General features: G+C 59.4%; 27 protein-coding genes. 17 read left to right on the top strand and 10 right to left on the bottom strand.

Annotation, left to right across the window (positions count from 1 at the left end; genetic code table 11):
- Window positions 1-24: 24 nt before the first annotated feature.
- The 7 genes from benD to EHN06_RS02065 all read right to left on the bottom strand — a co-directional run bounded on the left by benD (window position 25) and on the right by EHN06_RS02065 (window position 6,276).
- On the bottom strand, window positions 25-804 hold the full coding sequence (benD, locus tag EHN06_RS02095) for a benzoate diol dehydrogenase BenD (RefSeq protein ID WP_127329736.1): 780 nt from the start codon (window positions 802-804) through the stop codon (window positions 25-27).
- The gene (benC, locus tag EHN06_RS02090; protein ID WP_127329734.1) at window positions 801-1,829 is read right to left on the bottom strand and encodes a benzoate 1,2-dioxygenase electron transfer component BenC; all 1,029 of its coding nucleotides are present in this window, start codon (window positions 1,827-1,829) and stop codon (window positions 801-803) included. Before benC ends, benD begins: the two co-directional genes overlap by 4 nt.
- Before the next feature lie 20 nt (window positions 1,830-1,849).
- Window positions 1,850-2,341: a benzoate 1,2-dioxygenase small subunit gene (benB, locus tag EHN06_RS02085; RefSeq protein ID WP_127329732.1), complete on the bottom strand. Its 492-nt coding sequence runs from the start codon at window positions 2,339-2,341 to the stop codon at window positions 1,850-1,852.
- Window positions 2,338-3,714, bottom strand: coding sequence for a Rieske 2Fe-2S domain-containing protein (locus EHN06_RS02080; protein WP_127329730.1), 1,377 nt, complete (start codon window positions 3,712-3,714; stop codon window positions 2,338-2,340). The genes benB and EHN06_RS02080 overlap by 4 nt, the downstream gene beginning before the upstream one ends.
- Window positions 3,715-3,746: 32 nt before the next feature.
- On the bottom strand, window positions 3,747-4,688 hold the full coding sequence (catA, locus tag EHN06_RS02075; RefSeq protein ID WP_127329728.1) for a catechol 1,2-dioxygenase: 942 nt from the start codon (window positions 4,686-4,688) through the stop codon (window positions 3,747-3,749).
- A gap of 116 nt (window positions 4,689-4,804) precedes the next feature.
- A complete protein-coding gene (catC, locus tag EHN06_RS02070; protein WP_127329726.1) occupies window positions 4,805-5,095 on the bottom strand; it encodes a muconolactone Delta-isomerase in 291 nt (96 codons plus the stop codon).
- Window positions 5,096-5,154: 59 nt separating this feature from the next.
- Entirely contained in the window at window positions 5,155-6,276 is a 1,122-nt protein-coding gene (locus tag EHN06_RS02065; protein WP_127329724.1) for a muconate/chloromuconate family cycloisomerase, read from the bottom strand.
- Between the two features lie 106 nt (window positions 6,277-6,382).
- Here EHN06_RS02065 and EHN06_RS02060 point away from each other — a divergent pair, with 106 nt between their 5' ends.
- Complete coding sequence (locus EHN06_RS02060) at window positions 6,383-7,285, top strand: LysR family transcriptional regulator (RefSeq protein WP_127329722.1); 903 nt, start codon at window positions 6,383-6,385, stop codon at window positions 7,283-7,285.
- A 62-nt stretch (window positions 7,286-7,347) separates the two neighbouring features.
- On the opposite strand, the gene EHN06_RS02055 is transcribed toward EHN06_RS02060, so the two are convergent.
- Window positions 7,348-8,127: an IclR family transcriptional regulator domain-containing protein gene (locus tag EHN06_RS02055; RefSeq protein ID WP_127329720.1), complete on the bottom strand. Its 780-nt coding sequence runs from the start codon at window positions 8,125-8,127 to the stop codon at window positions 7,348-7,350.
- Between the two features lie 195 nt (window positions 8,128-8,322).
- Here EHN06_RS02055 and EHN06_RS02050 point away from each other — a divergent pair, with 195 nt between their 5' ends.
- From EHN06_RS02050 to EHN06_RS02005, 10 genes are all read left to right on the top strand, one after another.
- The gene (locus tag EHN06_RS02050) at window positions 8,323-9,138 is read left to right on the top strand and encodes a CoA transferase subunit A (protein WP_127329718.1); all 816 of its coding nucleotides are present in this window, start codon (window positions 8,323-8,325) and stop codon (window positions 9,136-9,138) included.
- Window positions 9,138-9,914, top strand: coding sequence for a CoA-transferase subunit beta (locus tag EHN06_RS02045; RefSeq protein ID WP_127329716.1), 777 nt, complete (start codon window positions 9,138-9,140; stop codon window positions 9,912-9,914). Before EHN06_RS02050 ends, EHN06_RS02045 begins: the two co-directional genes overlap by 1 nt.
- A gap of 5 nt (window positions 9,915-9,919) precedes the next feature.
- Window positions 9,920-11,125, top strand: coding sequence for a 3-oxoadipyl-CoA thiolase (gene pcaF / locus EHN06_RS02040; RefSeq protein ID WP_323053027.1), 1,206 nt, complete (start codon window positions 9,920-9,922; stop codon window positions 11,123-11,125).
- Window positions 11,126-11,139: 14 nt separating this feature from the next.
- Complete coding sequence (locus tag EHN06_RS02035) at window positions 11,140-11,928, top strand: alpha/beta fold hydrolase (protein ID WP_127329712.1); 789 nt, start codon at window positions 11,140-11,142, stop codon at window positions 11,926-11,928.
- A 171-nt stretch (window positions 11,929-12,099) separates the two neighbouring features.
- Window positions 12,100-13,023, top strand: coding sequence for a methyl-accepting chemotaxis protein (locus tag EHN06_RS21665; RefSeq protein WP_127329710.1), 924 nt, complete (start codon window positions 12,100-12,102; stop codon window positions 13,021-13,023).
- A gap of 105 nt (window positions 13,024-13,128) precedes the next feature.
- Window positions 13,129-14,304 carry an ABC transporter substrate-binding protein gene (locus EHN06_RS02025; RefSeq protein WP_127329708.1) on the top strand — a complete coding sequence of 392 codons (1,176 nt, stop codon included), beginning with the start codon at window positions 13,129-13,131 and terminating at the stop codon, window positions 14,302-14,304.
- 97 nt (window positions 14,305-14,401) lie between these two features.
- Window positions 14,402-15,265: a branched-chain amino acid ABC transporter permease gene (locus EHN06_RS02020; protein WP_127329706.1), complete on the top strand. Its 864-nt coding sequence runs from the start codon at window positions 14,402-14,404 to the stop codon at window positions 15,263-15,265.
- A gap of 13 nt (window positions 15,266-15,278) precedes the next feature.
- Complete coding sequence (locus EHN06_RS02015; protein WP_127329704.1) at window positions 15,279-16,235, top strand: branched-chain amino acid ABC transporter permease; 957 nt, start codon at window positions 15,279-15,281, stop codon at window positions 16,233-16,235.
- A gap of 2 nt (window positions 16,236-16,237) precedes the next feature.
- Window positions 16,238-17,011, top strand: coding sequence for an ABC transporter ATP-binding protein (locus EHN06_RS02010; protein WP_127329702.1), 774 nt, complete (start codon window positions 16,238-16,240; stop codon window positions 17,009-17,011).
- On the top strand, window positions 17,008-17,721 hold the full coding sequence (locus tag EHN06_RS02005) for an ABC transporter ATP-binding protein (protein WP_127329700.1): 714 nt from the start codon (window positions 17,008-17,010) through the stop codon (window positions 17,719-17,721). The genes EHN06_RS02010 and EHN06_RS02005 overlap by 4 nt, the downstream gene beginning before the upstream one ends.
- Window positions 17,722-17,736: 15 nt before the next feature.
- On the opposite strand, the gene EHN06_RS02000 is transcribed toward EHN06_RS02005, so the two are convergent.
- Window positions 17,737-18,618 (bottom strand): LysR substrate-binding domain-containing protein, encoded by an 882-nt coding sequence (locus EHN06_RS02000; protein ID WP_127329698.1) that lies wholly within the window; start codon window positions 18,616-18,618, stop codon window positions 17,737-17,739.
- Window positions 18,619-18,783: 165 nt separating this feature from the next.
- Here EHN06_RS02000 and EHN06_RS01995 point away from each other — a divergent pair, with 165 nt between their 5' ends.
- From EHN06_RS01995 to EHN06_RS01980, 4 genes are all read left to right on the top strand, one after another.
- Entirely contained in the window at window positions 18,784-19,902 is a 1,119-nt protein-coding gene (locus tag EHN06_RS01995) for an S-(hydroxymethyl)glutathione dehydrogenase/class III alcohol dehydrogenase (RefSeq protein ID WP_228257454.1), read from the top strand.
- A gap of 52 nt (window positions 19,903-19,954) precedes the next feature.
- Window positions 19,955-20,791: an S-formylglutathione hydrolase gene (fghA, locus tag EHN06_RS01990; protein ID WP_127329694.1), complete on the top strand. Its 837-nt coding sequence runs from the start codon at window positions 19,955-19,957 to the stop codon at window positions 20,789-20,791.
- Window positions 20,792-20,916: 125 nt separating this feature from the next.
- A complete protein-coding gene (locus EHN06_RS01985) occupies window positions 20,917-21,921 on the top strand; it encodes a porin (protein ID WP_127329692.1) in 1,005 nt (334 codons plus the stop codon).
- A gap of 120 nt (window positions 21,922-22,041) precedes the next feature.
- Complete coding sequence (locus tag EHN06_RS01980; protein WP_127329690.1) at window positions 22,042-22,851, top strand: IclR family transcriptional regulator; 810 nt, start codon at window positions 22,042-22,044, stop codon at window positions 22,849-22,851.
- On the opposite strand, the gene EHN06_RS01975 is transcribed toward EHN06_RS01980, so the two are convergent.
- Window positions 22,848-23,804 (bottom strand): AraC family transcriptional regulator, encoded by a 957-nt coding sequence (locus EHN06_RS01975; RefSeq protein ID WP_127329688.1) that lies wholly within the window; start codon window positions 23,802-23,804, stop codon window positions 22,848-22,850. The two genes, EHN06_RS01980 and EHN06_RS01975, sit on opposite strands and share 4 nt — an antisense overlap.
- A 150-nt stretch (window positions 23,805-23,954) precedes the next feature.
- Here EHN06_RS01975 and EHN06_RS01970 point away from each other — a divergent pair, with 150 nt between their 5' ends.
- Together EHN06_RS01970 and EHN06_RS01965 are read left to right on the top strand one after the other, a co-directional pair.
- Window positions 23,955-24,686, top strand: a complete 732-nt coding sequence (locus EHN06_RS01970; protein ID WP_127329686.1) for a flagellar motor protein MotA — start codon at window positions 23,955-23,957, stop codon at window positions 24,684-24,686.
- 6 nt (window positions 24,687-24,692) lie between these two features.
- The gene (locus EHN06_RS01965; RefSeq protein WP_127329684.1) at window positions 24,693-25,739 is read left to right on the top strand and encodes a peptidoglycan -binding protein; all 1,047 of its coding nucleotides are present in this window, start codon (window positions 24,693-24,695) and stop codon (window positions 25,737-25,739) included.
- The last annotated feature ends 193 nt before the right edge of the window (window positions 25,740-25,932 follow it).

Here is a 25,932-nt window from a genome sequence, read left to right as displayed (position 1 = left end):
CTTGTACGGAGTTGATGTGATTGACTAACCGAGATCGCCGCCTGCCACGGGCAGGACGGTGCCGGTCATGTAGGAAGACGCATCCGATGCCAGGAACAGGATCGGTTCGGCCTGTTCATCCAGGGTTCCATAACGATGCATGAAGCTGTTTTCCGTGGTCTGGTCGATCAGCGTCTGATACCAGGCCTTTTCCTGTTCGCTCTGCTCCTGCGCGTTGCGCGGCGTCAGCCGCGGCGGTGCCTCGGTACCACCGGGCGCGGCGGCATTTACGCGGATGTTGTGGGGCGCGTACTCGTACGCCATATTCACGGTCATGGCGTTGACGCCGCCCTTGGCCGCGCCATAGGGCACGCGCATCAGCCCCCGGGTGGCCACGGATGACACGTTCACGATCACCCCGCTCTTCTGCTCCAGCATGTAGGGCAGCACCGCGCGACAACACCACATTGTGGTGAACAGCGAACGCTGGATTTCCTTTTCGATCTGCTCCGGGGTGTAATGCTCGAACGGTTGCGCCCAGATCGTGCCGCCGACGTTGTTGATCAGGATGTCGATGCGGCCAAACTGCTCTTGCGCGTGAGCCATGATGGTTTCGGCGCCGGCCCAGGTTTCCAGGTTGGCCTGGACCGCAACAGCGTCGGCGCCCTGGTCACGCAGCTCGGCAGCCACACCCTGTACGTAATCCGCGATATCGACCAGCAGCAACCGGGCGCCCTCGGCAGCAGCCAGTTCGGCCACTCGTTTGCCAATGCCCTGGGCAGCGCCGGTAATCACCATGACCTTGTCGGTGAAGCGATCCTTCATGCGACCTTCTCCCTGGCCGCCGGTACGCTGGGCGTGAACTTCTCATAGTGGAACGAGTTCGGTTCGATGCCCCTCTCGCGGAAGAACCCGAGCACGGAGTCCACCATCGGCGGCGGCCCACACAGATAGACATCCACATCGCCTTCGTTCAGCGGCGCTTCATCCATATGCTGGGTGACATACCCCTTACGCGGATGATCGCTTTCCTCACCGGACACAACAGTGACATAGCTGAAGTTGTCCAGCTCCTCGGTGAAGCGGTCCAGGATATCCAGGCACACCAGGTCGTCGTCACTGCTGACGCCGTAGACCAGATACGTCGGCAGATCGCAGCCATTGGCCTTCATGTGTTCCAGCTTCGCCAGGAATGGCGCCAGGCCGGTGCCACCGGCCAGCATCAGTACCGGACGCTCGATCGAGCGCAGGTAGAAGCTGCCCATGGGGCCGGTCAGGGTCACCTTGTCACCGGTACGGGCCTTGCCCACCAGCCAGGAGCTCATCAGCCCGCCCGGCACATTGCGGATCAGGAAACTGAGATCGCGGCTTCCAGGCTTTGAGCTGAACGAGTAGGCACGGGTCTCCTCGGTGCCCGGTACCTGGATGTTCACGTACTGCCCCGGCAGGAAAGCAATGTCGTCATCCGCGGTGATCTTCAGTTCGATCGACGTGGGCGAGATCAGGTTCACCTCGGCCACGGTGCCGGTGACCTCGGCATTGCCGGTCTTGCACAGGGTGGAAGCGACGGGCACTTCCACCACGCAATCGCTGGAGGGCACCATCTGGCAAGTCAGTACCATGCCCTGCTCGGCTTCCTCGTCAGACAGCGCTTCGTCAATGTATTCCTCACCCATGTCGAAGTCGCCCTGACGGCAGGCGCCCTTGCAGGTGCCGCAGACGCCATCGGAGCAGTCCATGGGCAGATTGATCTGCGCACGGTAGGCGGCGTCGAGAACCGTTTCGCCTTCGTTGCAGGACACAAAACGGGTAACGCCGTCTTCAAAGTTAAGCGCAATGTTGTAACTCATGATGATGCTCTCCCCATCAATTACAGGTGGTAAACGTCCAGCACCTGATTGATGCAATCGTTGTTCAGAACCAGTCGCTTCTCGCGGATCAGCGGCTGCTCGCCGGTGATGTCCAGGGTGTAGAAGGAGGTTCCGAAGAATTCAGCCGTTTTCTTGTAGCGGTAGGCCTTGGTCAGCCAGTTGAACCGCAGCTTTATTTCACTGTCGTCCTGGGACAGGATCTCCAGGTTGCTGGTGAAGTGCGTGGTGCGCGGCTCCGGCATGGAACTGGCACCGGAACGCTCGGTCTTGATGCGGTAGATCCGGTCTTCCAGACCCTCCTTGTTGGGGTAATAGATGAGCGAGATCTCGCTTTGCGGATCTTCGGTCAGCTCATCGTCGTCATCCCACGCCGGCATCCAGTAGGTGACGTCCTCGTGATAGCAGGCCAGCCAGTTGTCCCACTCGCGGTCGTCCAGGAAACGGGCCTCGCGGATGATGAATTGCTCGATGTCGTGATAGCTCAGGCTCATGCCGACGCCTCCTCTGAAGTCACTGGAATGAAACGGGCACGCTCGGCTTCGATCGCGCGTGTCATCTCCACCTGCCAATGCCGGTGGTGGTTCACGTACAGGCCTTCGTCGTCCGGCCGCGCGCCGCTCATGGTGGGCTTCATATCAATCTGGTTGGCGTGCTCGTCCGGACCGTCGATCCAGTGCACCGCGCCACGGCTCATGTCGTTCCAGCGCATGTCGCGGGCTTCATAGCCGCTCTGGCAGGCGCGGAATTCCTCCAGGTCATCCGGAGTACCCATGCCGGTCACGTTGAAGAAATCCTCGTACTGGCGGATACGCTTGGTACGCAGCTCCGCCGGCTCGTTCTTCGGACCAAAGGCATAGATGGTCACTTCCGTCTTGTTGACGTCGATGGGCCGGGTCACACGGATCTGGGTGGAGAACTGGTCCATCAGGTAAACGTTGGGGTACAGGCACAGATTCTTGGTGGTACGGACGATGGAATCGGCACGGGCCTCCCCGTAGGTCTTTTCCAGGCGCTCCAGCTGGCTGAAGATCGGCCGTACCTCCGGGTTCAGCAGTCGGGTCCACAGCATCATGTGGCCGTTCTCGAAGGAGTAGAAACCGCCTTCGGCTGACCAGCTCTTGGCGTCCACCGCTTCGGTGCCGCCCTTGTCGTAGTTACGCTGACCCATGGTGGACAGGTAGTTCCAGTGCACGGTGCCCACGTGGTAGCCGTCCGCGCCGTTCTCGGCGGTCAGTTTCCAGTTGCCTTCGTAGGTGTAGGTCGAGCTGCCCCGCAGGATTTCCAGGCCGTCTTCCGACTGGTCCACGATGTTGTCGATGATCTTGGTGGTTTCACCCAGGTGCTCCTCAAGAGGCACCACATCGGCATTGAGGCTGCCAAACAGGAAGCCGCGGTAGTTGCCGAACTTCGGCATCTGCTTCAGGTCGTGGGAGCCGTCGGTGTTGAACTGCTCCGGGTATCCGCCCTTCTTCTGGTCCTTCGCCTTCAGCAGCTGACCGTCGTTGCGGAAGGTCCAGCCGTGGAACGGACAGGTAAAGGAAGTCTTGTTACCCCGCTTCTTGCGGCACAGGGTGGCGCCACGGTGGGAGCAGGTGTTGAGGATGGCTTTCAGTTCGCCATCCTTGGTACGGGTAATGATCACCGGCTGGCGACCCACGGTCACCGTGAAGTAATCGCCCGGCTCCGGGATCTGGCTCTCGTGGGCCAGGTAAACCCAGTTGCCCTCGAAGATGTACTTCATCTCCAGGTCAAACAGTTCCCGGTCGGTGAAGATGCCGCGGTCGCACTGGTAGCGACCGGTTTCCGGGTCGGCGATGACCGCGTTGCGGACCTTGTCTGCGAGCTTGTCGAGTTTGCTGGTCATGTCGTTCACTCCGTCTTGTTCTTGGCTGGCGCTTACGCAGCTTCGGTTTCCAGGGCGCGGCGACGTGCGTGGCGCTCCTGAAGTTTGGGCTTGTCGGTGGCAACCAGGGCCACGTTGAACTCAACCTCGGTAATCGGGCCGGTCACACCGTGCCTTGCACCGTCTTCGGACTGGTCCACACGTTTGGCTTCCACCACCAGTTCTTCGCGGGTTGCGAACGCAAAGTCGTCGTAGGTGTACTCGTCACCGGCGATGTTGATCTGGGTGGTCAGGTGCTTGTAGCCCAGCTTGGACACAAAATAGTGAATATGCGCCGGACGCTGGCCGTGACGGCCCAGGTGGTTCAGCAACTGCTGGGTGGAGCCTTCAGGCGGGCAGCCGTAACCGGAGGGCATGATGCTCTGGGCTGCATAGCGACCTTCGGCATCGGTCTTGATGCGACGGCGCAGGTTGTACTCGCTCTGTGACTGGTCGAAGTAGGAATAGGCGCCCTTGGTGTCGGCGTGCCAGATATCCACAACGGCGTTGGCCAGCGGCTCGCCGTTTTCGTCGGTGATCCGACCCTTGATGAGAATGACTTCCGCATCCTTGTCAGAGCCGTCATCCATGCGGGCAAAGCCTTCACTGATGGGCGCGCCGGCGACGTACAGCGGGCCTTCGATAGTGCGCGGCGTGCCGCCGGTCAGGCCGGCCTGCTCGTCCTCGGCGTCCTGACGAATATCCAGGTAACGGTCCATACCCAGGCCCGGGGCCAACAGGGCGGCCTCCCCGTTCGCGCCCAGTTCGCCGACGTAATAAACGGCGCTCCAGAACTCTTCCGGCGTGACGTCGAAATCCTCGACGATCTGGAAAATGTCGTGCATGACGCGATGAACGATTTTCTTCACGCGCTCATTGCCACCGTCCTTGTTGAAGCCGGCCACTTTCTCCAGCAGTTCCTTCACTTCAGCGGTTTGCATGGTCTTAACGGTCATTGTCGGTCTCCTCGGTCTTTTGTTGTTGTTGCTCAAGACATCCCATCAGTTGGCAACATCATCAGTGCAGCCCCTTCCACCACTGGCGGGGCCGGTATCGGGTTAACGATTCCTGCTTAGCGATCGTCCTCATGAATGGAGGACGGATGGCGGCACAGGGGTGCAACGGTGATGTCCATATACGGGAACAGCGGAAGGTTGCTGATCAGGTCCTGTAATTCGGCGTTGTCCTCAACGTCGAAAATGCTGACGTTTGCGTAGCTGCCCGCCACCCGCCACAGATGGCGCCACTTGCCCTGCTTCTGCAGATCCTGGGCGTAGGCCTTTTCCCGGGACTTGATGTCCGCGACGACTTCGGCGGGCATGTCGTGGGGGATATTCACCTTCATCTCGACTTTGAACAGCATGTGCGCTCCTTTCTTGATCTTTGTTTATCGATCTTTGCGGCGTATTTATTTCCGGCGACCTACGCTTTTCGGCGATAGAAGGCCAGCTTGTCTTCATCAATCTCAACGCCCAGGCCTGGACCTGCGGGCAGGTCAACGCCGTTGCTATGGAAGCTCAGTGGCTTGACCACGATGTCGTCCTTCATCAACAGCGGGCCGAACATTTCCGTGCCCCAGTGCAGGGTTTCCAGAGTGGACCAGGCGTGCAGGGACGCGGCGGTGCCGATGGTGCCTTCCAGCAGCGTGCCGCCGTACAGGCCGATACCCGCAGCCTGAGCCACGGTGGCCTGCTCCAGCGCGCGGGCCGGGCCACCGGCCTTGGCAATCTTCATCGCCACCGCGCCGGCAAACCCCGCAGCCGCCAGGGCAAACATGTCTTTTGCGTCCGCGACGGCTTCATCCGCCAGGATCGGAATGTGGAATTTCTCGGACAGCCGCACCAGGGCGGCGAAATCTTTCATCGGCGTGGGCTGTTCCACCAGATCGATTCCGGCCGCCTGCAGCTCGGCCATGCCTTTGGAGGCCGTGGTTTCGTCCCACGCCTGATTCACGTCCACACGCACACTGGCCTGGTCACCGACTGCGGCTTTAATAGCAGCCACGTGGCGCACATCATCCATAACCGGACGGGAGCCGATCTTCAGCTTGAAATCGCAGTGGCGCTTCTGCGCGATCAGGCTGTGGGCCTCGTCGATATCTTTGGCGGTATCGCCACTGGCCAGGGTCCAGAGCACCGGCAGGTGCTGATGCAATGCACCGCCGAGCAGATCCGAGACCGGACGGTTCAGGCGCTTGCCCTGCAGATCCAGCAGCGCGGTTTCAATGGCGGACTTGGCCAGGTTGTTTCCGCGGGTCGCACGGTTTAGCCTTACCCTGAGGGTATTGATTGCGTCAGCCGGCTGGTCGATCAGTTGTGGTCTGAAATAGGTGTCAATGGTAAGTTTCACGCTTTCGGGGCTTTCCGGGCCGTAGGCCAGACCACCGATGGTAGTGGCTTCACCCAGTCCCTCGAGGCCATCGGAATCCTTGATGCGCACAATCACCATGGTCTGAACCCCCATGGTTGTCATGGATAGCTTGTGCGGCCGGATGGTCGGAATGTCGACCAGGATGGCTTCAATGGACTGAATGGTTGCGGACATGGGCTCTCCGAATCGCAAGTTAAAATGCCTGTGATTCGAACAGTACGAAGTTTCACGGATATGAACCAATATTGATTAAGTACTAACCGATACCCTGGAGGTATGGATGGAGCTGAGACACTTGCGCTACTTCGTGGCGGTGGCCGAGGAGTTGAACCTCACCCGCGCGGCGGAAAAGCTGTTTATCGCCCAGCCGCCCCTCACCCGTGCCATCAAACAGCTGGAGGAAGAGATGGGCGTGGACCTGTTCATCCGTAAACCCCGGGGGCTGGAACTCACCACCGGCGGTGAATATTTTCTGGAACAGGCCCGGCAGGTTCTCGACAAGGTAGCGGCCACGGTGTACGACACCCGGCGAATCGCCCAGCATCGCAAGACGGTCTTCTCCATCGGGTTCGTGCCTTCGGTGTTCTACGGACAACTGCCGCTGATGGTCCGACGCCTGCGGCGCAACAAGAACCTGGAAATCATCCTGCACGAACTGAAAACACGGGAGCAGGTGGACGCCCTGAAAGCCGGCAAGATCGACATCGGCTTCGGCCGGGTACGCATTGAAGACCCGGATGTGGAACAGGAACTGCTGTTCGACGAGCCGATGATCGCCGCCATCCCCGCCGGCAACCCACTAACCCGGCACCCACCGTCGATGAAAGAACTGTCGGAATGGCCAATGATCGCCTTTCCGTCCAGCCCCGGCCCCAATTTCGCCGACCTGACCCAGGGCCTGTTTCACCGCCGGGGTTTACGGATTAACGTGATTCAGCACGTCAACGACCTGCAGACCGCGCTGTCGCTGGTAGCCTCGGATATGGGCTTTACCCTGGTGCCGGAACAGGTCCGGCGGCTGCACCGGGAAGGGGTAGACTACATGCCGCTGGAAGATGACAACATAACCGTGCCGGTGATTGCCTCGCGGCGACGGGGAGAGAATCCGAACGCGGTGATGCGGCTGGCTAATACGATTCTGGATGAATTGGTGGAGAACCGGTTGACGGGGCGGTATCCGTGAGAGGTTTGTCGGATTTACCGGTGAACGGCACAATGAGCGAAGCGTAATCCGACACCGGGGGCTCACTGCGTCGTCCGCCGAACCGCCTCGGCCGCTTGTTGCAATCGCGGCAAATACACCCCCATCAACGTCTCCATATCCACCCGCGCCGCATTGGTGCTGATATTGATCGCCCCCAGCAATTCACCATTGCCGGCAAACACCGGCACCGCAACAGAACGAAGTCCGGAATCCAGTTCCTGATCCACTATCGCATAACCCTGCTTCCGGACTTTGATAATCTCCTTCTTCAGCACCTCAGGATTGGTCACGGACGATGCCGTAAACGCCTCAAGCTTTAACCGGGCAAGAAACGCCGCCAGCTCAGCTTCCGGCAACTGCGCCAGCAGCACCCGCCCCATGGAGGTATAGGCCGCCGGCAGGCGGGTGCCCACCGACAGGGTGATGGCCATCAACCGGTGCCGGGCCGATGAGCGCACCACGTAAACCACGTCATCCCCATCCAGCACCGCCAGCGACGACGACTCCCCCAACTCGGCAGTAATGTCCTCCAGGTACTGCTGGATCACCGCCCGGTACTGGTTCGACGCCTGGTAGGCATACCCCAGCTGCAACACCCGGGGCGTCAGCTCGAACTGGCGGCCATTGCGCTTGACGAAACCCAAGGCGTGGAGGGTGAGCAGGAATCGCCGTGCCTTGGCCCGATCCATCTCGGTTCGCGCCGCCACTTCGCTCAGGGTCATGCGGGGATGCTCGGCATCAAACGCCTGCAGCACCTCCAGTCCTGAGGCCAGTGCACCCACATAGTCCCGGTCGCCGGGTTTGAGAATCTGATTGTCCATTCCTGCTCCTTCCTCGCCTGACTGCAGCATCCGCGAATGTTAACAGCTCGTTCGGTACCCGAACATCCGTGCATTTCGGGTAACTGGTGAAAATTTGTACTTGACGATGGTAAAACCTTCGGGTCATCATGTTCGCATATTAAACTTAGGTTCGCATATCGAACTTTCAACAATCACTGCAATGGAGACACTGTGATGGCTGAATTTCTCTCCCTTCAGGAGGCCGTGAGCCGCCACATCAGCAACGGCGACACCGTCTGCATGGAAGGCTTCACCCACCTGATTCCGTTCGCGGCGGGCCACGAAATTATCCGCCAGGAAAAGCGTGACCTGACCCTGATCCGCATGACCCCGGACCTGGTGTACGACCAGATGATCGGCGCCGGCTGCGCGAAGAAACTGATCTTCTCCTGGGGCGGCAACCCTGGCGTGGGTTCACTGCATCGCCTGCGGGATGCCGTGGAGAAGGGCTGGCCGAACAAGCTGGAAATCCTCGAGCACAGCCACGCCGCCATGGCCTGCGCCTACGAAGCTGGCGCAGCCGGCCTGCCGTTCGCGGTGCTGCGCGGCTATGTGGGCAGCGACCTGCCCAAGGTGAACGACCAGATCAAGTTCATCGAATGCCCATTCACCGGCGAGCGTCTGGCCGCCGTGCCTTCGGTTCGCCCGGACGTGGCGGTGATTCACGCCCAACGCGCCGATCGCAAGGGCAATGTACTGGTGGAAGGCATTGTCGGCATCCAGAAGGAAGTGGTGCTGGCCGCCAAACGCAGCATCGTGACCGTTGAGGAAATCGTCGACGACCTGAACGCCAGTGTAAACGCCTGCGTGCTGCCGTCCTGGGCCGTCACCGCCATTGCCGAGGCCCCGAAAGGCGCCAGCCCGTCCTACGCGTTGGGTTATTACGACCGCGACAACGCCTTCTACAAAGAATGGGACGGCATCGCCCGGGACCGGGAAACCTTCCAGACCTGGCTGAAAGAAAACGTGTTTGAAAAAGGAGCTGCGTGATGAGCCTTGAATTTACCTCCTCGGAAATGATGAGCGTCACTGCCGCCCGCGCACTGACCAGCGACATGACCTGTTTCGTCGGCATCGGCCTGCCCAGCGAGGCCGCCAACCTGGCGCGCCTGACCCATGCGCCGGACGTGACCCTGATTTACGAATCCGGCACCCTGCAGACCAAACCGGACGTGCTGCCCCTGTCCATCGGTGACGGCGAGCTGTGCGAGTCTGCCCTGACCACCGTGTCGGTACCGGAAATGTTCCGCTACTGGCTGCAGGGAGGCCACATCAGTGTCGGTTTCCTGGGCACCGCCCAGATCGATCGCTACGCCAACCTCAACACCACCCTGATCGGCGATTACCGCGAGCCCAAGGTTCGACTGCCCGGTGGCGGTGGGGCCCCGGAGATTGCCACCAACGCCAAAGAAGTGTTTATTACCGTGAAGCACTCCAAGCGTACCTTTGTGAAGGATGTGGATTTCGTGACCACCGTTGGCTTTGGCCGTGACGGCAAGGCCCGGGACAATGTGCCCAATATTGGCCGTGGCCCCACTGTGGTGATCACCGACCTGTGCATCCTCAAGCCGGACCCGGACACCAAGGAGCTGGTGGTCACCTCCCTGCACCCGAATGTGACCCGGGAAGAGGTGATCGAGGCCACCGGTTGGGAGATCCGTTTTGCCGAATCGCTGGAAACCACGCCGGAACCGACCGCCCATGAGCTGGACATCCTGCGTGACCTGAAAGCACGCACAAACGCCCACCATGCCGGCCAACAATGAGGACTATCATGACTGACGTATTTATCTGCCATCCCCGCCGATCGGCCATTGGCCGTTTCGGCGGCACCCTGGCCAGCGTTCGCCCCGACGACCTGGCGGCCCATATCTTCAAGGCCGTGCTGGAACAGGCGCCGGAACTGGACCCGGCCGCCATCGACGAAGTGATGATGGGCTCCGCCAACCAGGCCGGTGAAGACAACCGCAACATCGCACGAATGTCGGCACTGCTGGCCGGCTTGCCCACTTCGGTACCCGGCACCACCCTCAACCGCCTGTGCGGCTCCGGTATGGATGCCGTGGGCACCGCTTTCCGTGCCATTCGTGCGGGCGAGATGGACCTGGTGCTGGCCGGCGGCGTGGAGTCCATGTCCCGCGCGCCTTACGTGATGGGTAAGGCTGATTCCGCCTTTTCCCGGGGTCAGAAGATTGAAGACACCACCATCGGCTGGCGCTTCGTGAACCCGCTGATGAAGAAGCAGTATGGCGTCGATTCCATGCCGGAAACCGCGGAGAATGTGGCCGAGCAGTACAAGGTATCGCGGGAAGATCAGGACCTGTTTGCCTTCCGTTCCCAGGAGAAAACCGCCCGTGCGCAACAGGCAGGCATCTTCGCCGAGGAAATCGTGCCGGTGTCCATTCCGCGCCGCAAGCAGGACCCACTGGTATTCGACACCGACGAACATCCCCGTGAAAGCACCCTGGAGAAACTCGCCGCCCTGCCAACGCCCTTCCGCGAAAACGGCAGCGTGACCGCCGGCAACGCCTCCGGGGTTAACGACGGCGCCGCCGCCATGCTGGTTGCCAGTGAGAACGCGGTAAAAGCCCACGGACTGAAGCCCATGGCCCGCATCCTGGGCATGGCCACCGCCGGTGTGGAACCGCGTATCATGGGTATTGGCCCGGTTCCTGCCGTTCGCAAATTGCTGGAGAAGCAGGATATCAGCATTGATGACATCGACGTGATCGAGCTGAACGAAGCCTTCGCGGCCCAGGGCCTGGCGGTATTGCGTGAGCTGGGCGTCGCCGACGACGACCCACGGGTAAACCCCAATGGTGGCGCCATCGCCCTCGGCCACCCGCTGGGCATGTCCGGCGCCCGCCTGTTGCAGACCGCTGCCCACCAGCTACAGCGCAGCGGTGGCCGTTACGCCCTGTGCACCATGTGCGTGGGCGTCGGCCAGGGTATTGCTACACTCATCGAACGGGTCTGAGGTAAGGAGCAAACATGGCATTTCTGAAACACAACGGTCGCACCATTTGCTACCGGCTGCTCGGCGACAAAGACAAGCCACTGCTGGTGCTGGCACACCCGCTGGGCATGACCCAGGGCGTGTGGGACGACATGTTACCGGCATTGCTGGACAGGTTCCGGGTACTGACCTGGGATTTGCCAGGGCACGGCGCCAGTGCCGCCTGGCCGGAAGACAGCGACCGCATTACTCCGGAAGACCTGGCTCAGGAAGCACTGACGCTTGCAGCAACCGCCGGTGCAGAACGCCTCCACTTTGTCGGCACCTCCATTGGCGGCGTGATCGGTCAACAGCTTGTCAGCCAGCATGCAGACAGCCTGCTTTCGGCCACACTTACCAACACCGGTGCGGTGATCGGCACCGCCGACGCCTGGAACACCCGCTCGGCCAATGTGCTGGAACTCGGCCTGGCGGCCATGGCCGTGGACATCGTGCCACGCTGGTTCGGTCCCGCCGCCTGCAAACAGCAGCCAGCGCTGGTCGAGGGCTGGCGCGTGATCATGGGTCGCGGTGACGACCGAAGTTATGCGTTGCTGTGTGAATTGCTGGGGCGGGCAGACTTCCGCGAGCAGCTTGGCGAGCACCAGGTGCCGCTGCGCCTGATTGCCGGCGCGGATGACGTGGCCACGCCACCGGAAGCGCTCCAGGCACTGGCCGAATGCAGTGGCGCGCCGGAACCGCTCATTCTGGAGCAGATCGGCCACGTGCCTTCGGTGGAATGCCCTGGCAGGTTCAGCCAGATTCTGATTAATCATCTGGCCTGAGCATCGCCCCTGAAACCAGGCCGAAACGCCTCCCGGTCTGGTTTTTCTGTTTCCCGCCAGGCCCGTTTTTCAGAATGCGGATAAACGTCTGCACTGATCGGATAGGTTTGCCTCCCAAAATCCCTTAGCGTTTCCGCACAATGCGAACCCTTGCCCAGCGGAAACAGAACCATGGACAACACCCTCACCTTCGAACAACAAACCTCGGAGTCCGGATCTTCAAAAACGCCGGTCTACGGTGTACTGACTCTGGCAATCGCCTGTACTGCTATAATGATCGCCATGGCCGACAAGGCGGCTCTAGTCGCTCTCGCAGCCATGACCCTGGGACTGACGGCCACCGGGTTCATCCTCTGCGCCAGAATGCAGCCAGCCATCATTACGATCCGGGAACAGGCACCCGCACCGGAGCCCCTGCCTGAACCGGTACACGAACCGGAGGTTCAGATTCCGGCTCCGGAATCACCAGATCCCGTACTGCTCAGCCACCTGGACGACCTGCGCAGCAACGTCGATGTGATCCTCGAGGAAATGGCGGAAGCCGGCAAGCTGGCCAAGGCGTCCGGTGCCAAGGTAACCCTGAGTGCCAGCAGCATTTCCGAGTCAGAAGCGTCGATGCGGGAACTGGCCGAATTCATGGGCCGCATTGATGACGTTTTCACCGAGTTGGGCAAGCAATCCGCCGAGATCGGCAGCATCGTCGCCAATATTCAGGACATCGCCAAACAGACCAACCTGCTGGCGCTGAATGCCTCCATTGAAGCCGCCCGCGCCGGGGAACACGGCCGGGGATTTGCGGTGGTGGCTGATGAAGTGCGCAACCTGGCCGTGCGCGCCAATGAATCCAGCGAGGGCATTGGCGCCATCGCCGACAGTCTGAACGCCACTTCGGTCGACGCCGGTAACGGCATGGAACGTATCCGGGAATCCTGCAACCGGTGCCTGGATCAGTCCGGCGAGGCGCTGCAGGCCATGAAGGATATCCAGGCGGGTGCCGTCGCGCGTATGGAGGTGGTTCAGGGCATCACGAACCGGTTGCAGGTTCAGCGTGGACTCACTGATCAGCTTTACGCGGACCTGAGCGCGAACAATTGAGCGGCTTCTGCAACCACCGGACACCCCTGTGCAGAAAACGGATATTTCTGCAGCCCTATCACGCCTCTAATGACAGAACCCAAAACAACAATCTGAGGTGTTGAAATGAGCAGGATCAATACGCTTGCCAGCGCTGTACTGGCAACCACCCTTACCGCCGGGCTTTCAACCTCTGCCCTGGCGGCCGCCGGTGACCCGGTCAAAATCGGCATCATGCTGCCGTTCAGCGGTATTTACGCGCAACTCGGCGAAGCCGGGCGCGATGGTCTTAAGCTGGCGCTGAAGGAAAAGGCCTCCCAACTTCACGGCTCCCCCGTTGAGTTCATCGAACTGGACACCGAGGCCAAACCATCCCGGGCGCCGGAGCTGGCGTCGTCACTGCTCAACCAGCACAAGGCGGACTTCGTGGTTGGCCCGGTTCACTCCGGGGTTGCCATGGGCATGATCAAGATGCTGCGCGGCAAGGACACCATTATGATTATCCCCAACGCCGGTTCCGCCGCGGCCACCGGCCCGCTGTGTTCACCCAACGTCTTCCGTACCTCTTTCTCTTCCTGGCAGCCGTCCTACCCCATGGGCAAGGTCGCACTTGAGAAGGGCTACAAGAAAGTTTACGCCATCAGTTGGAACTACGGCATGGGCCGCGAAAGCCTGGATGCATTCGCCGAATCGTTCGAAGCCGGCGGCGGTGAGATTGTCGAGAAGGTGCTGCTGCCTTTCCCCTCTACCAACTTCCAGTCTCATGTCAGTGACATTGCCGATGAGAAGCCAGATGCCGTCTTCACCTTCTTTGCCGGCGGTGGCGCCATCAAGTTTGCCAAGGACTTTGATGCCATGGGCCTGCGCGGCAAGATCCCGCTGCTGGGGTCCGGATTCCTGACCGAGGGTACCCTGGAAGCTCAGGGCCCGGCCGCCGAGGGCATCATGACCGGCCTGCACTACGCCGAGCAGCTTGATGTTCCCAAGAATCAGGAATTCCGCGAGGCCTTTAACACCGAATACGGTCACTATCCGGACATCTACGCCGTTCAGGGCTACGACGCCGGCCAGGCCATCGCTGACACCATCGGCCAGCTCGGCGGTGACGTCTCGGACAAGCAAGCCGTAATCAGCACTATGGAGAAACTGACCATCGACAGCCCACGGGGGGAATTCACCTTTTCCAGGGCCCACAACCCGATCCAGAACATCTATCTGCGGGAAGTGAAAGATGGCGTGAACGTGGTGCAAAGCGTGGCTGCCGAAGCGCTGGAAGACCCTGCCCGTGGCTGCAAACTCTGATCCCGGGCTCTCGCTCCCCGGCCCGACGGCCGGGGACTTTCCCACAGCAGTCACCCGCACCTGAAAGTATTTCTCCGTAAAACCGTTGGGTATCACTATGTCTACCGAACTTTTCTTCGTGCAACTCATTAATGGCCTTCAGTATGGGTTGCTCCTGTTTCTGATCGCCTCCGGCCTGACCCTGGTCTTCGGCGTGATGGGTATCCTCAATCTGGCCCATGGTTCCATGTACATGGTGGGCGCCTATCTGGTGTGGTATTTCGTCGCCGTAACCGGAAGCTTTACCGCCTCCGCGATTCTCTCGGCGGTGATTGCACTGGGCCTCGGCATACTCATCGAGCGGGTTCTGATACAGCGGCTGTATAACCGCAACCACCTGGATCAGGTGCTGCTGACCATCGGCATGATTTTCGTATTCAACTCCCTGCAAAGCATTCTCTGGGGCAACGATCCTTACGGTGTTGCGGTTCCCGAGGCACTCAGCGGATCGGTGCCCTTCACCGACAACTCCAGTTACCCGGTTTATCGCATCTTCGCAGCGCTGATCTGTGTGGCCATCGCCGCTGCCCTGTATTTCGTGGTGAGCAAAACCCGCCTCGGCATGCTGATCCGCGCCGGCGAATCCAACCGGGAAATGGTCGAAGCCCTGGGCGTCAACATCAAAAGCCTCTACACCATCGTGTTCGCCATCGGCGTCATGTTGGCTGCGGTGTCAGGCATTATCGCCGCGCCCATGCGTTCCATTGTTCCGGGTATGGGTGAAAGCGTGCTGATCACCTGTTTTGTGGTGGTGGTAATCGGCGGCATGGGCTCCATCAAGGGTGCCTTCGTGGGAGCCCTGCTGGTGGGCGTTATCAGCACGTTTGCAGCGGTGCTGATGCCCACCCTATCCAACATGATTATCTACATCTTTATGATCCTGGTGCTGCTGGTGAAGCCCCAGGGCCTGTTCGCCAAGTAAGCGGGAGCCGAACATGATTTTCGAGAAACGCACCGAACGCATCTTTCTGGCGATCTTCTTTGTCATCGCCCTCTGTATTCCCCTGTTCCTGGAGGCCAACTCGTTCTTCGTGGGGAAGGCCACCACCATCCTGATCCTGGCGGTATTTGTAATGTCGCTGGATTTCCTGGTGGGGCGGGTTGGCCTGGTCACCCTGGGCCATGCCCTGTTCTACGGGTTGGGGGGCTACCTGTTCGTGATCCTCACGCCTGAGTACGAGTCAGTCAATTTCTGGGTCTACGCCTTCTACATCCTGGGGCTCAACGCCCTGATCGCACTGGTGATCGGTGCCGTGGTGCTTCGCACCTCCGGTATCTACTTCATCATGATCACCCTGGCAATCTCTCAGATGGCTTATTACTACTTCTTCGACTCCCTGGATTTCGGCGGTAATGACGGGCTGTTCATTTTCATGAAACCGGAGACCAGCATCTTCGGCCTGAGCTTCCTGAACCTGGATAACCCGACGCACTTCTACTACCTGGCATTGCTGGCTGTGCTGATCACCCTGCTGGCCATCAAGATCATCCTGCGTTCGCGCTTTGGCCGCATTGTCGAGGCCAGCCGCCTGAACCCGGAGCGCACCGAAGCCCTGGGCTACAACATCTTCGCCTTCCGCCTGATCAGCTACGTCATCGGCAGCACCCTGGCCGCCTACGCCGGGTTGCTGTTTGCCCTGCAGTACGGTTACGTCAATCCGCAGTTCATGACCTGGGAAATGTCCGGCACCGCGCTGGTGATGTCCATCCTCGGCGGCATGGGCACCATCTACGGCGCCATTCTCGGCACCATCACCTATGAAGGCCTGCAGTATTTCTTCGAGCACATGAGCGAAGACTGGATGCTGTTTATGGGCGGCGCCATCATCCTGATGGTGTTGCTGCTGCGCAAAGGCCTGGCCGGTTACCTTGAAAAGCTGCTGGAGAAATAATCATGGCCAACGACATCATTCTGGAAACCGAATCCCTCAGCAAACACTGGGGTGGCATCAAGGCGCTCAATGATATTTCGCTGCAGTTCCACGATAAGCAGCTGCATGGCGTGGTCGGTCCCAACGGCGCGGGCAAGAGCACGCTGCTGAACATGCTGTGCGGCACCCTGCAGCCCACCAGCGGTTGCATCTTTCACAAGGGTGAACAGATCGAAGGCATGAAACCCTGGAAATTCGTGCGCCGGGGCATCGGCCGCAGCTTCCAGAAAACCAACATCTATGCCGACGCCACCTGCCTGGAAAACTGCGCGGTGGCCGCCCAGCGCCGCTTTGCCGGCAGCTTCAACCTGTTTGTGTCGCGTCATTCCAATACACTGGTCCGTGAAGCGGCGGAAAAGGCCCTGCATCAGGTAGGGCTGGAAAGCCGGATCAACACCATTGCGGCGGAAATTTCCTATGGCGAACAACGCCAGCTGGAACTGGCCATGGTACTGGCGACCGATCCGTGCATCCTGTTGCTGGACGAGCCCATGGCCGGCATGGGCCACGAGGAATCCCAGCGCATCATCGAGCTGCTGAACGAGCTCAAGCAAACCTACTGCATTGTGCTGGTGGAGCACGATATGGATGCCATTTTCGAGCTCTCCGACCAATTGACGGTACTGGATAACGGCACCCATCTGATCACCGGCACCGTGGACGAAGTACGCAACGAGCCCCTGGTAAAAGAGGCGTACCTCGGGAAAGAAGACGACGAGGAGGAGGAAGCGGCATGACCAACAGCCTGCTGGAGGTAAAGAACCTCAATACCCTGTACGGCCGCAGCCACATCCTGCACGACCTGTCGTTCAACCTGGCCAAGGGCCAGTCCATGAGCCTGATGGGCCGCAACGGCATGGGCAAGACCACCACCCTCAAGTCCATCCTCGGCATCGTGCCGCCACGCAGCGGCCACGTGTATTTCGACGGCGAGGACATCAGCAAGCTGCCCACCTGGAAGCGCATGCGCCGGGACATCGCCTATGTGCCCGAAGGCCGTGGCATGTTCCACAACCTCACAGTGAAGGAGCACCTGCAGATGGCGGCACGCCCCGGTAGCAACGGGGAATCCGGCTGGCACTACGATCGTGTTCTGGAGACCTTCCCACGCCTGCAGGAACGCCTGTCCAATCTCGGTACGGAGCTATCCGGTGGCGAGCAGCAGATGCTGGCGATCGGCCGGGCCCTGGTCACCAACCCTCGACTGATGATTCTGGACGAGGCCACCGAGGGCCTGGCGCCGCTGATCCGCGAGGACATCTGGAATGTGATTGCGACGATTCGTGAATCGGGCATTTCCACGCTGATCGTGGACAAGAACATCAAGGCACTGAAGAAGCTGTGCGACCGTCATGTGGTGATTGTGAAAGGGACGGTTCACTTTGATGGTAGCTCCGCGGAGCTTGATCAAAACCTGGAAAAGGTCGAAACCGCACTCAGCGTGTGAACGTGCCTGCAGCGATCAACGGCTCGTCGCGCCGAGTGACTCGACAAAGTAATCCAGCAGCATTCGCACCTTCGGCGACAGATGACGGTTATGGGGATACACCGCCCAGATACCGTCGTCATCTTCCTGATAGTGGGTCAGAAGGGGGATCAGGGTTCCGGCATCCAGTGCCGGCTGCACGTAGTAGTCCGGCAACTGGACGATACCGATGCCCTTGAGCGCTGCATCCAGCAAGGCTCGGCCGCTGTCACAACGGACATTACCGTTTATCCGGATGTTGCGGGGTTTGCCCGATTCCTGGAAGCGCCAGTAATCCAGGTTGCCCTGTAGACAGTTATGGCGGTCCAGCTCCGACAATGAATGCGGGGTGCCATGGGCCGAGAGATAGGCTGGCGACGCACACACATACAGGGTCCGGGACCCCAGGCGTCTGGCCATCAGGCTGGAGTCCTCAAGCTTACCCAACCGCACCGCCAGATCGTAACCTTCGGCCACCAGGTCCAGTGTCTGGTTGGTGAGGTTCATTTCCACATCGAGTTCCGGGTAACGCAGGACAAAGTCGTTGACCAGGGGTGCGATCGACTTCTCGCCATAGGTCACCGGCGCCGTCAGCCTCAACTTTCCCCGTGGTACCAGTTGCATATTGGTGATGGAGCGTTCCGCCTGTTCGAGGGCATCGAGCACCTGCCGGCACTGCTGGTAGTAGATCTGTCCGGCCTCGGTCGCGGAGACTCGTCGGGTCGTCCGATAGAAAAGGCGGGTGGATAATCGGGCTTCAAGCGCACTGACCTGCCGGCTGACCTGAGCAGTCGAAACCCCCAGTCTTTTCGCGGCGTGAGTGAAACTCTCCGTTTCCGCCACGGCGACGAATTCGTTCACGCCTTCCCAACGATACATTCCGCCTCCCTTCGCCGTTTATTTCCACCATTATTATTACACACCGGTAAAAGTGATTTAACTGAAACCTCCATTATCAACCAGTCTGAGGTAAATACAATGGCCTGACGAGTCGGGCGGCTTTCCGCCTGCCATGTATTAGCAACGGAGAGAGTTATGGCTGAGATGATCAAATCGAAAGCGGCGATTGCCTGGGGCCCGGGCCAACCACTGTCCATTGAAGAAGTGGATGTCATGCCCCCGCAAGCGGGCGAGGTTCTGGTGAAAGTCATCGCCACTGGTGTGTGTCACACCGATGCGTTCACCCTCTCCGGTGAGGATCCGGAAGGCAACTTCCCGGCCATCCTGGGCCACGAAGGCGGCGGCATCGTGGAAGCGGTCGGTGAAGGCGTCACCAGTGTTGTGGTGGGTGACCACGTCATTCCCCTGTATACGCCGGAGTGTGGCGAGTGCAAGTTCTGCCGGTCCGGCAAGACCAACCTGTGCGGCAAGATCCGTGAAACCCAGGGCAAGGGGCTGATGCCCGATGGCACCAGTCGTTTCTATAAGGATGGCCAGCCCATCCATCACTACATGGGCTGCTCCACGTTCTCCGAGTACACCGTGCTGCCGGAAATTTCCCTGGCCAAAGTGAATAAAGAAGCACCGCTGGAAGAAGTCTGTCTGCTGGGCTGTGGCGTGACCACCGGTATGGGTGCGGTCATGAACACCGCCAAGGTGGAGGAAGGCGCTACCGTGGCCATCTTCGGGCTCGGTGGCATCGGCCTGTCGGCTATTATCGGCGCCACCATGGCCAAGGCCGGCCGCATCATTGGCATCGACATCAACGACAGCAAGTTCGACCTGGCGCGCCAGCTGGGTGCGACCGATTGCATCAATCCCAGGGACTACGACAAACCCATTCAGGAAGTGATTGTCGAGCTGACCGATGGGGGTGTGGACTATTCCTTCGAATGCATCGGCAACGTCGACGTGATGCGCTCAGCCCTGGAGTGCTGCCACAAGGGCTGGGGCGAGTCCGTCATCATCGGTGTCGCCGGCGCCGGTCAGGAAATCTCCACCCGTCCGTTCCAGTTGGTGACCGGTAGGGTCTGGAAAGGCTCCGCCTTCGGCGGCGTCAAGGGCCGCTCCGAGTTACCGGGCATTGTCGAGCGCTACCTGCAGGGTGAATTCAAGCTCAACGATTTCATCACCCACACCATGGGGCTGGAAGACATCAACGAAGCGTTTGAGCTGATGCACGAAGGCAAGAGCATTCGTAGCGTGATCCATTTCGACAAGTGATCCTGATAGCCGCCTGCCCTCCCCGGCGGGCGGCCCGTCAACGGAGTTTCCAATGACGATTGAAAACCTGAGCAGCAACAAAAGCTTCGGTGGCTGGCACAAGCAATACAGTCACCCGTCTGACAGCCTTGGCTGTGCCATGCGCTTTGCGATTTACCTGCCGCCGCAGGTTGCCAGCGGGCAAAAGGTACCGGTGCTTTACTGGCTGTCCGGCCTGACCTGCACCGATGAGAACTTCATGCAGAAAGCCGGTGCCCACCGCGTGGCGGCGGAGTTGGGTCTGGCTATCGTGGCGCCGGACACCAGTCCGCGGGGCGACGGCGTTGCCGACGATGACAGTTACGACCTTGGCCAGGGTGCGGGCTTCTATGTCAATGCCACCGAAAGTCCCTGGAACCGGCACTACCGGATGTACGATTATGTACTGAACGAGTTGCCGGCCCTGGTAGAGTCCGTTTTCCCGGTCACTGACCAGCGCTCAATCGCAGGCCATTCCATGGGCGGTCACGGGGCTCTGGTGCTGGCACTGCGCAATCCCGAACGATACCAGTCTGTCTCGGCGTTCAGCCCGATCTGCAATCCAGTCAACTGCCCCTGGGGGAAAAAAGCCTTTACCGCCTATCTGGGAAAAGAGAGTGCTCGCTGGGCGAATTACGACGCCAGCCTGCTGATGCGGGAAGCCCGACAATTTGTACCGGCACTGGTCGACCAGGGGGAGGCGGATAACTTCCTGGCGGAACAGCTTCACCCGGAAGCCCTTGAGTCGGCCGCGGCCATAAGTGGTTATCCGCTGAAGCTGAACCGGCGCGAGGGCTACGACCACAGCTACTACTTCATTGCCAGCTTTATCGAGGAGCATCTGCGTTTCCATGGCCTGTACCTCGAGTAATTCACGGTGTTGCACGAACTGGATGTAAATAACTACAAAAAATGGATAGGAATGTTCATTAACCGGATATTTGCATCCGCCTGAATCGCCGATAGTTCCAGTGCCAAACAACAAGGAGAAGGCACATGAACTATCGCAACTCACTGCTGGCGCTGGCCATTGCTTCTGGCTTCGGCGCTGCTCCCGCAACCCACGCACTCGAACTCGGCACTTTCAACGCCACCAATTTCAGCATCGGTGGCTATTTCAAGGCCGAGGGTGTCTACGAAAAAGTGGACGGCGGCGATTCCCGCATCTTTGGCCGCTCCAACCAGAGCCGCGTAAACCTGAAGGCGATCAATAAGGAACACGGCCATACCATCGTTGGCTTCGTAGAGGGCGATTTTTACGGCGGCACCTTCCCGGGCGAGAATAACGACCTGCGGCTGCGCCACGCCTTCATCAAGATCGACCAGACTACCGTGGGCCAGACCTGGACCGGTCAGTTCTGGGCCGTTGCCTATCACGATTACCTGGATTTCCTGGGAGGGCCCCGGGGCACCCTGGGCGGTTTCAACTTCCGCACCAACCTGATCAGCCATGAAGTGGCCGGTTTCCGCTTCACCGCACAGGATCCGGTCAACAACGACGCCGACACACCGGATCTTGCTGTTAACTACAGCCTGAACCTGGACGGCGGTCACCGCCTCATCCTGACCGCCTCCGGTCGTGAAATTGAAAACGGCGACTTTGTCGGTGGCGGCGCTATTGGCTCGAAATTCATGATCGGCCCCCACAGCTTCAACCTGAACGCCCATTACGGCGAGGGTCTGGGCGCATTCACCGGGGTTGGCGTCAACAACAGCCTGGCATCGCCGGATGTAGAGGATGACGATGCCGTCAGCCAGGCCGGCGTGGATGTCGGTTTCCGCTATGTGATTAACAGTGAATGGCGCGCCAACGTGGCGTACACGGCAGTTGAAGTGGATGACAACGCCGATACCAACTATGAAGCCCACCGCGCGAACCTGATTCACGCCGTCACACCGGATCTGGATGTGGGCGTGGAATGGCGCAAGTACAACCTGGCCTTCGGCCCACTATTGCCGGAAGGCCAACAGGTTGAGGTGATGGCCAAGTACAAATTCTGATCCGGACCGTCAGAATTGGTATCCTTGCCAGCAAACCGGAACGCAGACGCCCTCCGTCTCCAGGGTGTCTGTTTTCCGCTGGCCCCTGCCAGCACCAGTCATTTCAGAATGGAAACGTCCATGGCAGAAGAAAGCCCCAAACGACAGGGAATCGGATCGCTGGAAATCGGTCTTCACATCCTCAATTACATTTCCTCGGCCCCAAGACCGCCGACCCTGAAGGAGCTTTCCGGCGCGCTGGAGCTGTCCCCGAGCCGGGCCCACAAATACCTGGTGAGCCTGCTGCGGGAAGGCTACATCAACCAGGTAAACCAGACCCAGTACACCCTGGGTAACTCCAGCCTCACCCTGGGGATCTCCGCGTTGCGGCGGATCAACCCGATTCAGCTGTCCTACGAGGCGGTGGACCGGCTCAACGAAGAGACCGACAAAACCGTGTCGGTCACCGTCTGGAACGGCAACGGTCCGCTGGTGATCAAATGGCTGGACTCCAGCCAGCCGATCTCGGTCAACGTCCGTCTGGGTGCCGAGCTGTCTCCGTTGAATTCCGCCGCCGGACGGATCTATCTGGCGCACCTGCCTGCCAGCCGTCGCAAACAGCTGGTGGATCAGTTCTACAAGACGTCCCGCACCCTGCCGAAAAGCAGGGGAAAGCCGGTAACCCGGGAGGAATTACAGCCGCACCTGGACCGAATCCGGCGTGATAAATACTGTGCGTTTTTCAGTGATTACCTGCCCGAAATCAACGTGCTGAGCATGCCGGTATTCGACATCAACGGCAGTATCGTCACCGTTATCACCCTGCTGGGACTGAATCGTGACACGGACATCAGCGAGGGCTCCTTCCTGTTCGGCAAGGTCCGCGAGTGCAGCGACCGCGTCACCCGACAGATCTGTGGCCTGCAGAAAGAGGACAACGGCCGGAGCTAACCAGCCATCTTCATGGTTTCGGACGGTAGCTCGCCAAAAGCCTTGCGGTAATCCGACGAGAACCGGCCCAGGTGACTGAAACCGTAATCCAGCGCAATTTCAGTGACGTTCCGGCACTTCCCCTGGAGCAGATCCTCCCGCAGCTTATGGAGCTTCAGCTGCTTGATATAGCACTTGGGCGTGGTGGAGAAGGCTTTCGAAAACGCGTTATAGATGGAGCGCACGCTCATATTGGACACCGAGGACAACTCCTCGATATCGATATTGTCGCGAATGTTCTGCTCGATATACCCCAGAACCCGACCCAGCGCCGGCGTGCATGCGGCCCCTGGCTCTTGCCCCGACCAGTTGCTGGGAAATATTTTCAGCAGTTTCTTGAGAATGATCTCCCGATAGGACGTACACACCAGGCTGATATCGTCGTCTTCCGCCTCTTCAAGTTCCGACAGCACCGCCTCCATGATATTGACCATTGCAGGGCATGTCCTGAGATCAACCGGCGTGCGCTCGAACCGGATACCGCCGTCGGGGAGACGGCCATTGGCCACGGCACGGGCGTTGTTCAGCACATGCTCGGGCATCTTGATGATCAGTTTCTCGCAGTCCTCGGAGTATTCCAGGTCGATTTTTTCATAGGGGTTCACCATCACCGCCTGGCCGCTGCGTACTTTCATGCGCTCCCCCGGCTGGCGCCACACGCACTCGCCCCGGGTCACAATCTGGAAATGGTAGATGGATTCCAGCTCGGGACTCCTGACCCGCACATGGTTACCGTAACTGAGCTGTGACAGACCGAACCCGGCAAATTCCCTGAAGCTGAGCCTGGACTGCCGTTTGTCCCCGCCCAGCATTTCCAGCTGATGCTGACCGATATGCTGGTTAACAAACGATGACACCTCTTCCGGATGCGCCCCCTGGAGAATCGTGGCGCCTGCCAGTGACTGACCAAACATCTCTCGCCTCATTTACTTATTGTTAATGCGTTTACTTTATATAAATAAAGGTGATCAATCAACGATCAGTTCGGCAAGCACCTCATCCTTCATCAGCCACCAACCTGTGCTATGTTCTTTGATACCTTCCCAAACAGGCAGGCGGTGCACATGAGCAACCCAAAACACACGTTGTTCTGGATGACACTTTTCCTTGCCGTTGTGGTGGCTGTGTGCGCGCTCATCCACGCGCCCCTGACCACAGCGTTTATGGCCAACTGGGTCTTCAACCTGCTGATCGTCTGTGTGTTGATCATCGGTATCGCGCTGACCTATCGGCAGGTCTTCATCCTGTTTCCCGAACTGCGCTGGATCGCCCAGTTCCGTACCGGCAACGCCGGACTGTCGGTACTGCAGGAGCCGCGCCTGCTCAAGCCGCTGGCAAAACAACTGGGGGAGGAGTACAAGCGGGATCGCTTTACCCTGTCGACGCTGTCCCTGCGTACGGTGCTGGATGGTATTCATTCACGTATGGACGAACAGCGGGAAATCACCCGCTACTTCATCAGCCTGCTGATTTTTCTCGGGTTGCTCGGCACCTTCTGGGGATTGCTGGGCACCATCAACGCGGTGGGCGAGGTGATCACCAACCTCAACATGGATCAGGACGACTTCGGCGTCGTGTTCGCCGATCTTCAGGCTGGCCTGCAGACGCCGCTACAAGGCATGGGTACCGCGTTCAGCTCGTCCCTGCTGGGGCTTGGGGGGTCACTGATCCTGGGGTTTATGGATATCCAGGCGGGTCACGCCCAGAACCGTTTCTATGACGGCCTGGAAGAATGGCTGACCAGCGTCACCAACCTCGTGGATACCGTGGAAGACCATGGACAACAGATCGGGTAATGATTCGTGATCGGTTCCAAGCGCCGCGCCCGCAGCACCATCAATGTCTGGCCGGGTTATGTGGATGCCCTGTCCGCATTGCTGATGCTCATCATTTTTATGCTGCTGGTGTACGTCGTCAGCCAGCTGTACCTGTCCCAGACCCTGTCCGACCGCAACATGGAGCTGGCCCGTCTCAACGACCGCCTGAATGACATTTCCCGCTTGCTGGGTCTGGAAAAAGACAGGAATACCGTGCTCCAGAGCCAGTTGGAGGCAAGCATTACCCGCAACGAAGAGTTGCAGATGCGTTTCGAGAGTGTGCGGAATCAACTGATGCAGCAGTCAGCCGACGCCCAGGCACAAGCCGAACGGCTGGACGCCCTGAGCCAGGCCGTGGAAGAGCGCGATCGCGCACTGGAAGAAAAAGACGAACTCTCCGCCAGCCAACAGGCGATGATCCTGCGGCTATCCAACCAGATCGCGGCGCTTGAGCATCAGTTAAAGCAAATCAGCGCTGCCCTGAAGCTACAGGAACAAGAGACGGCTGAAAAAGAGGCGGAGCTGGAGAATGTCAGCCGGCGGCTCAACACCCTGCTGGCCGAGCGCGTGAATGAACTTGAACAGTACCAGTCGGAGTTCTTTGCCCGGTTACGAAAGATTCTGGAGGAGAACGAAAATATCCGCGTAGTCGGCGACCGATTCCTGCTGCCATCGGAACTGCTGTTCGCCTCTGGCTCAGCGCAGCTTGGTGAGGCCGGACAGCGCGAACTGAATAAACTGGCAGAGGTGTTACTCGATGTGGTCGATCGCATCCCGGAGGACATTGACTGGATTCTGCGAATCGACGGTCATACCGACGTGATTCCCATCAACACGCCACAGTTCCCATCCAACTGGGAGCTGTCCACCGCCCGGGCGGTTGCGGTCGTTCGCTACCTCGCAGATCAGGGCGTCCCGGAAAGACGCATGGTTGCTGCCGGCTTTGGGGAGTTTTTCCCCGTTGCTGACGGCACATCGCCTGAGGCCCTGCAGAAGAATCGGCGGATTGAGATCAAGCTAACGGATCGCTGAACTCACGCTCGCCGTGCCACGCCAAAATGTAAATCAATGTAAAATCAATCGCTTGCCGCAACAAAAATTGGTCAATCTGACCGCATTTCCCGGCTAATGGGCCAATGCTGCATTGTGGGCCATTAACGTATTTTCCGAACTATTAACAAAAAGAAACATTCAGAAACATTTCTGGAATATACCCAAAGTATTG

This window comes from Marinobacter sp. NP-4(2019) (assembly GCF_003994855.1).
Classification (GTDB): Bacteria; Pseudomonadota; Gammaproteobacteria; order Pseudomonadales; family Oleiphilaceae; genus Marinobacter.
This window is presented reverse-complemented; position numbering and strand designations above follow the sequence as displayed.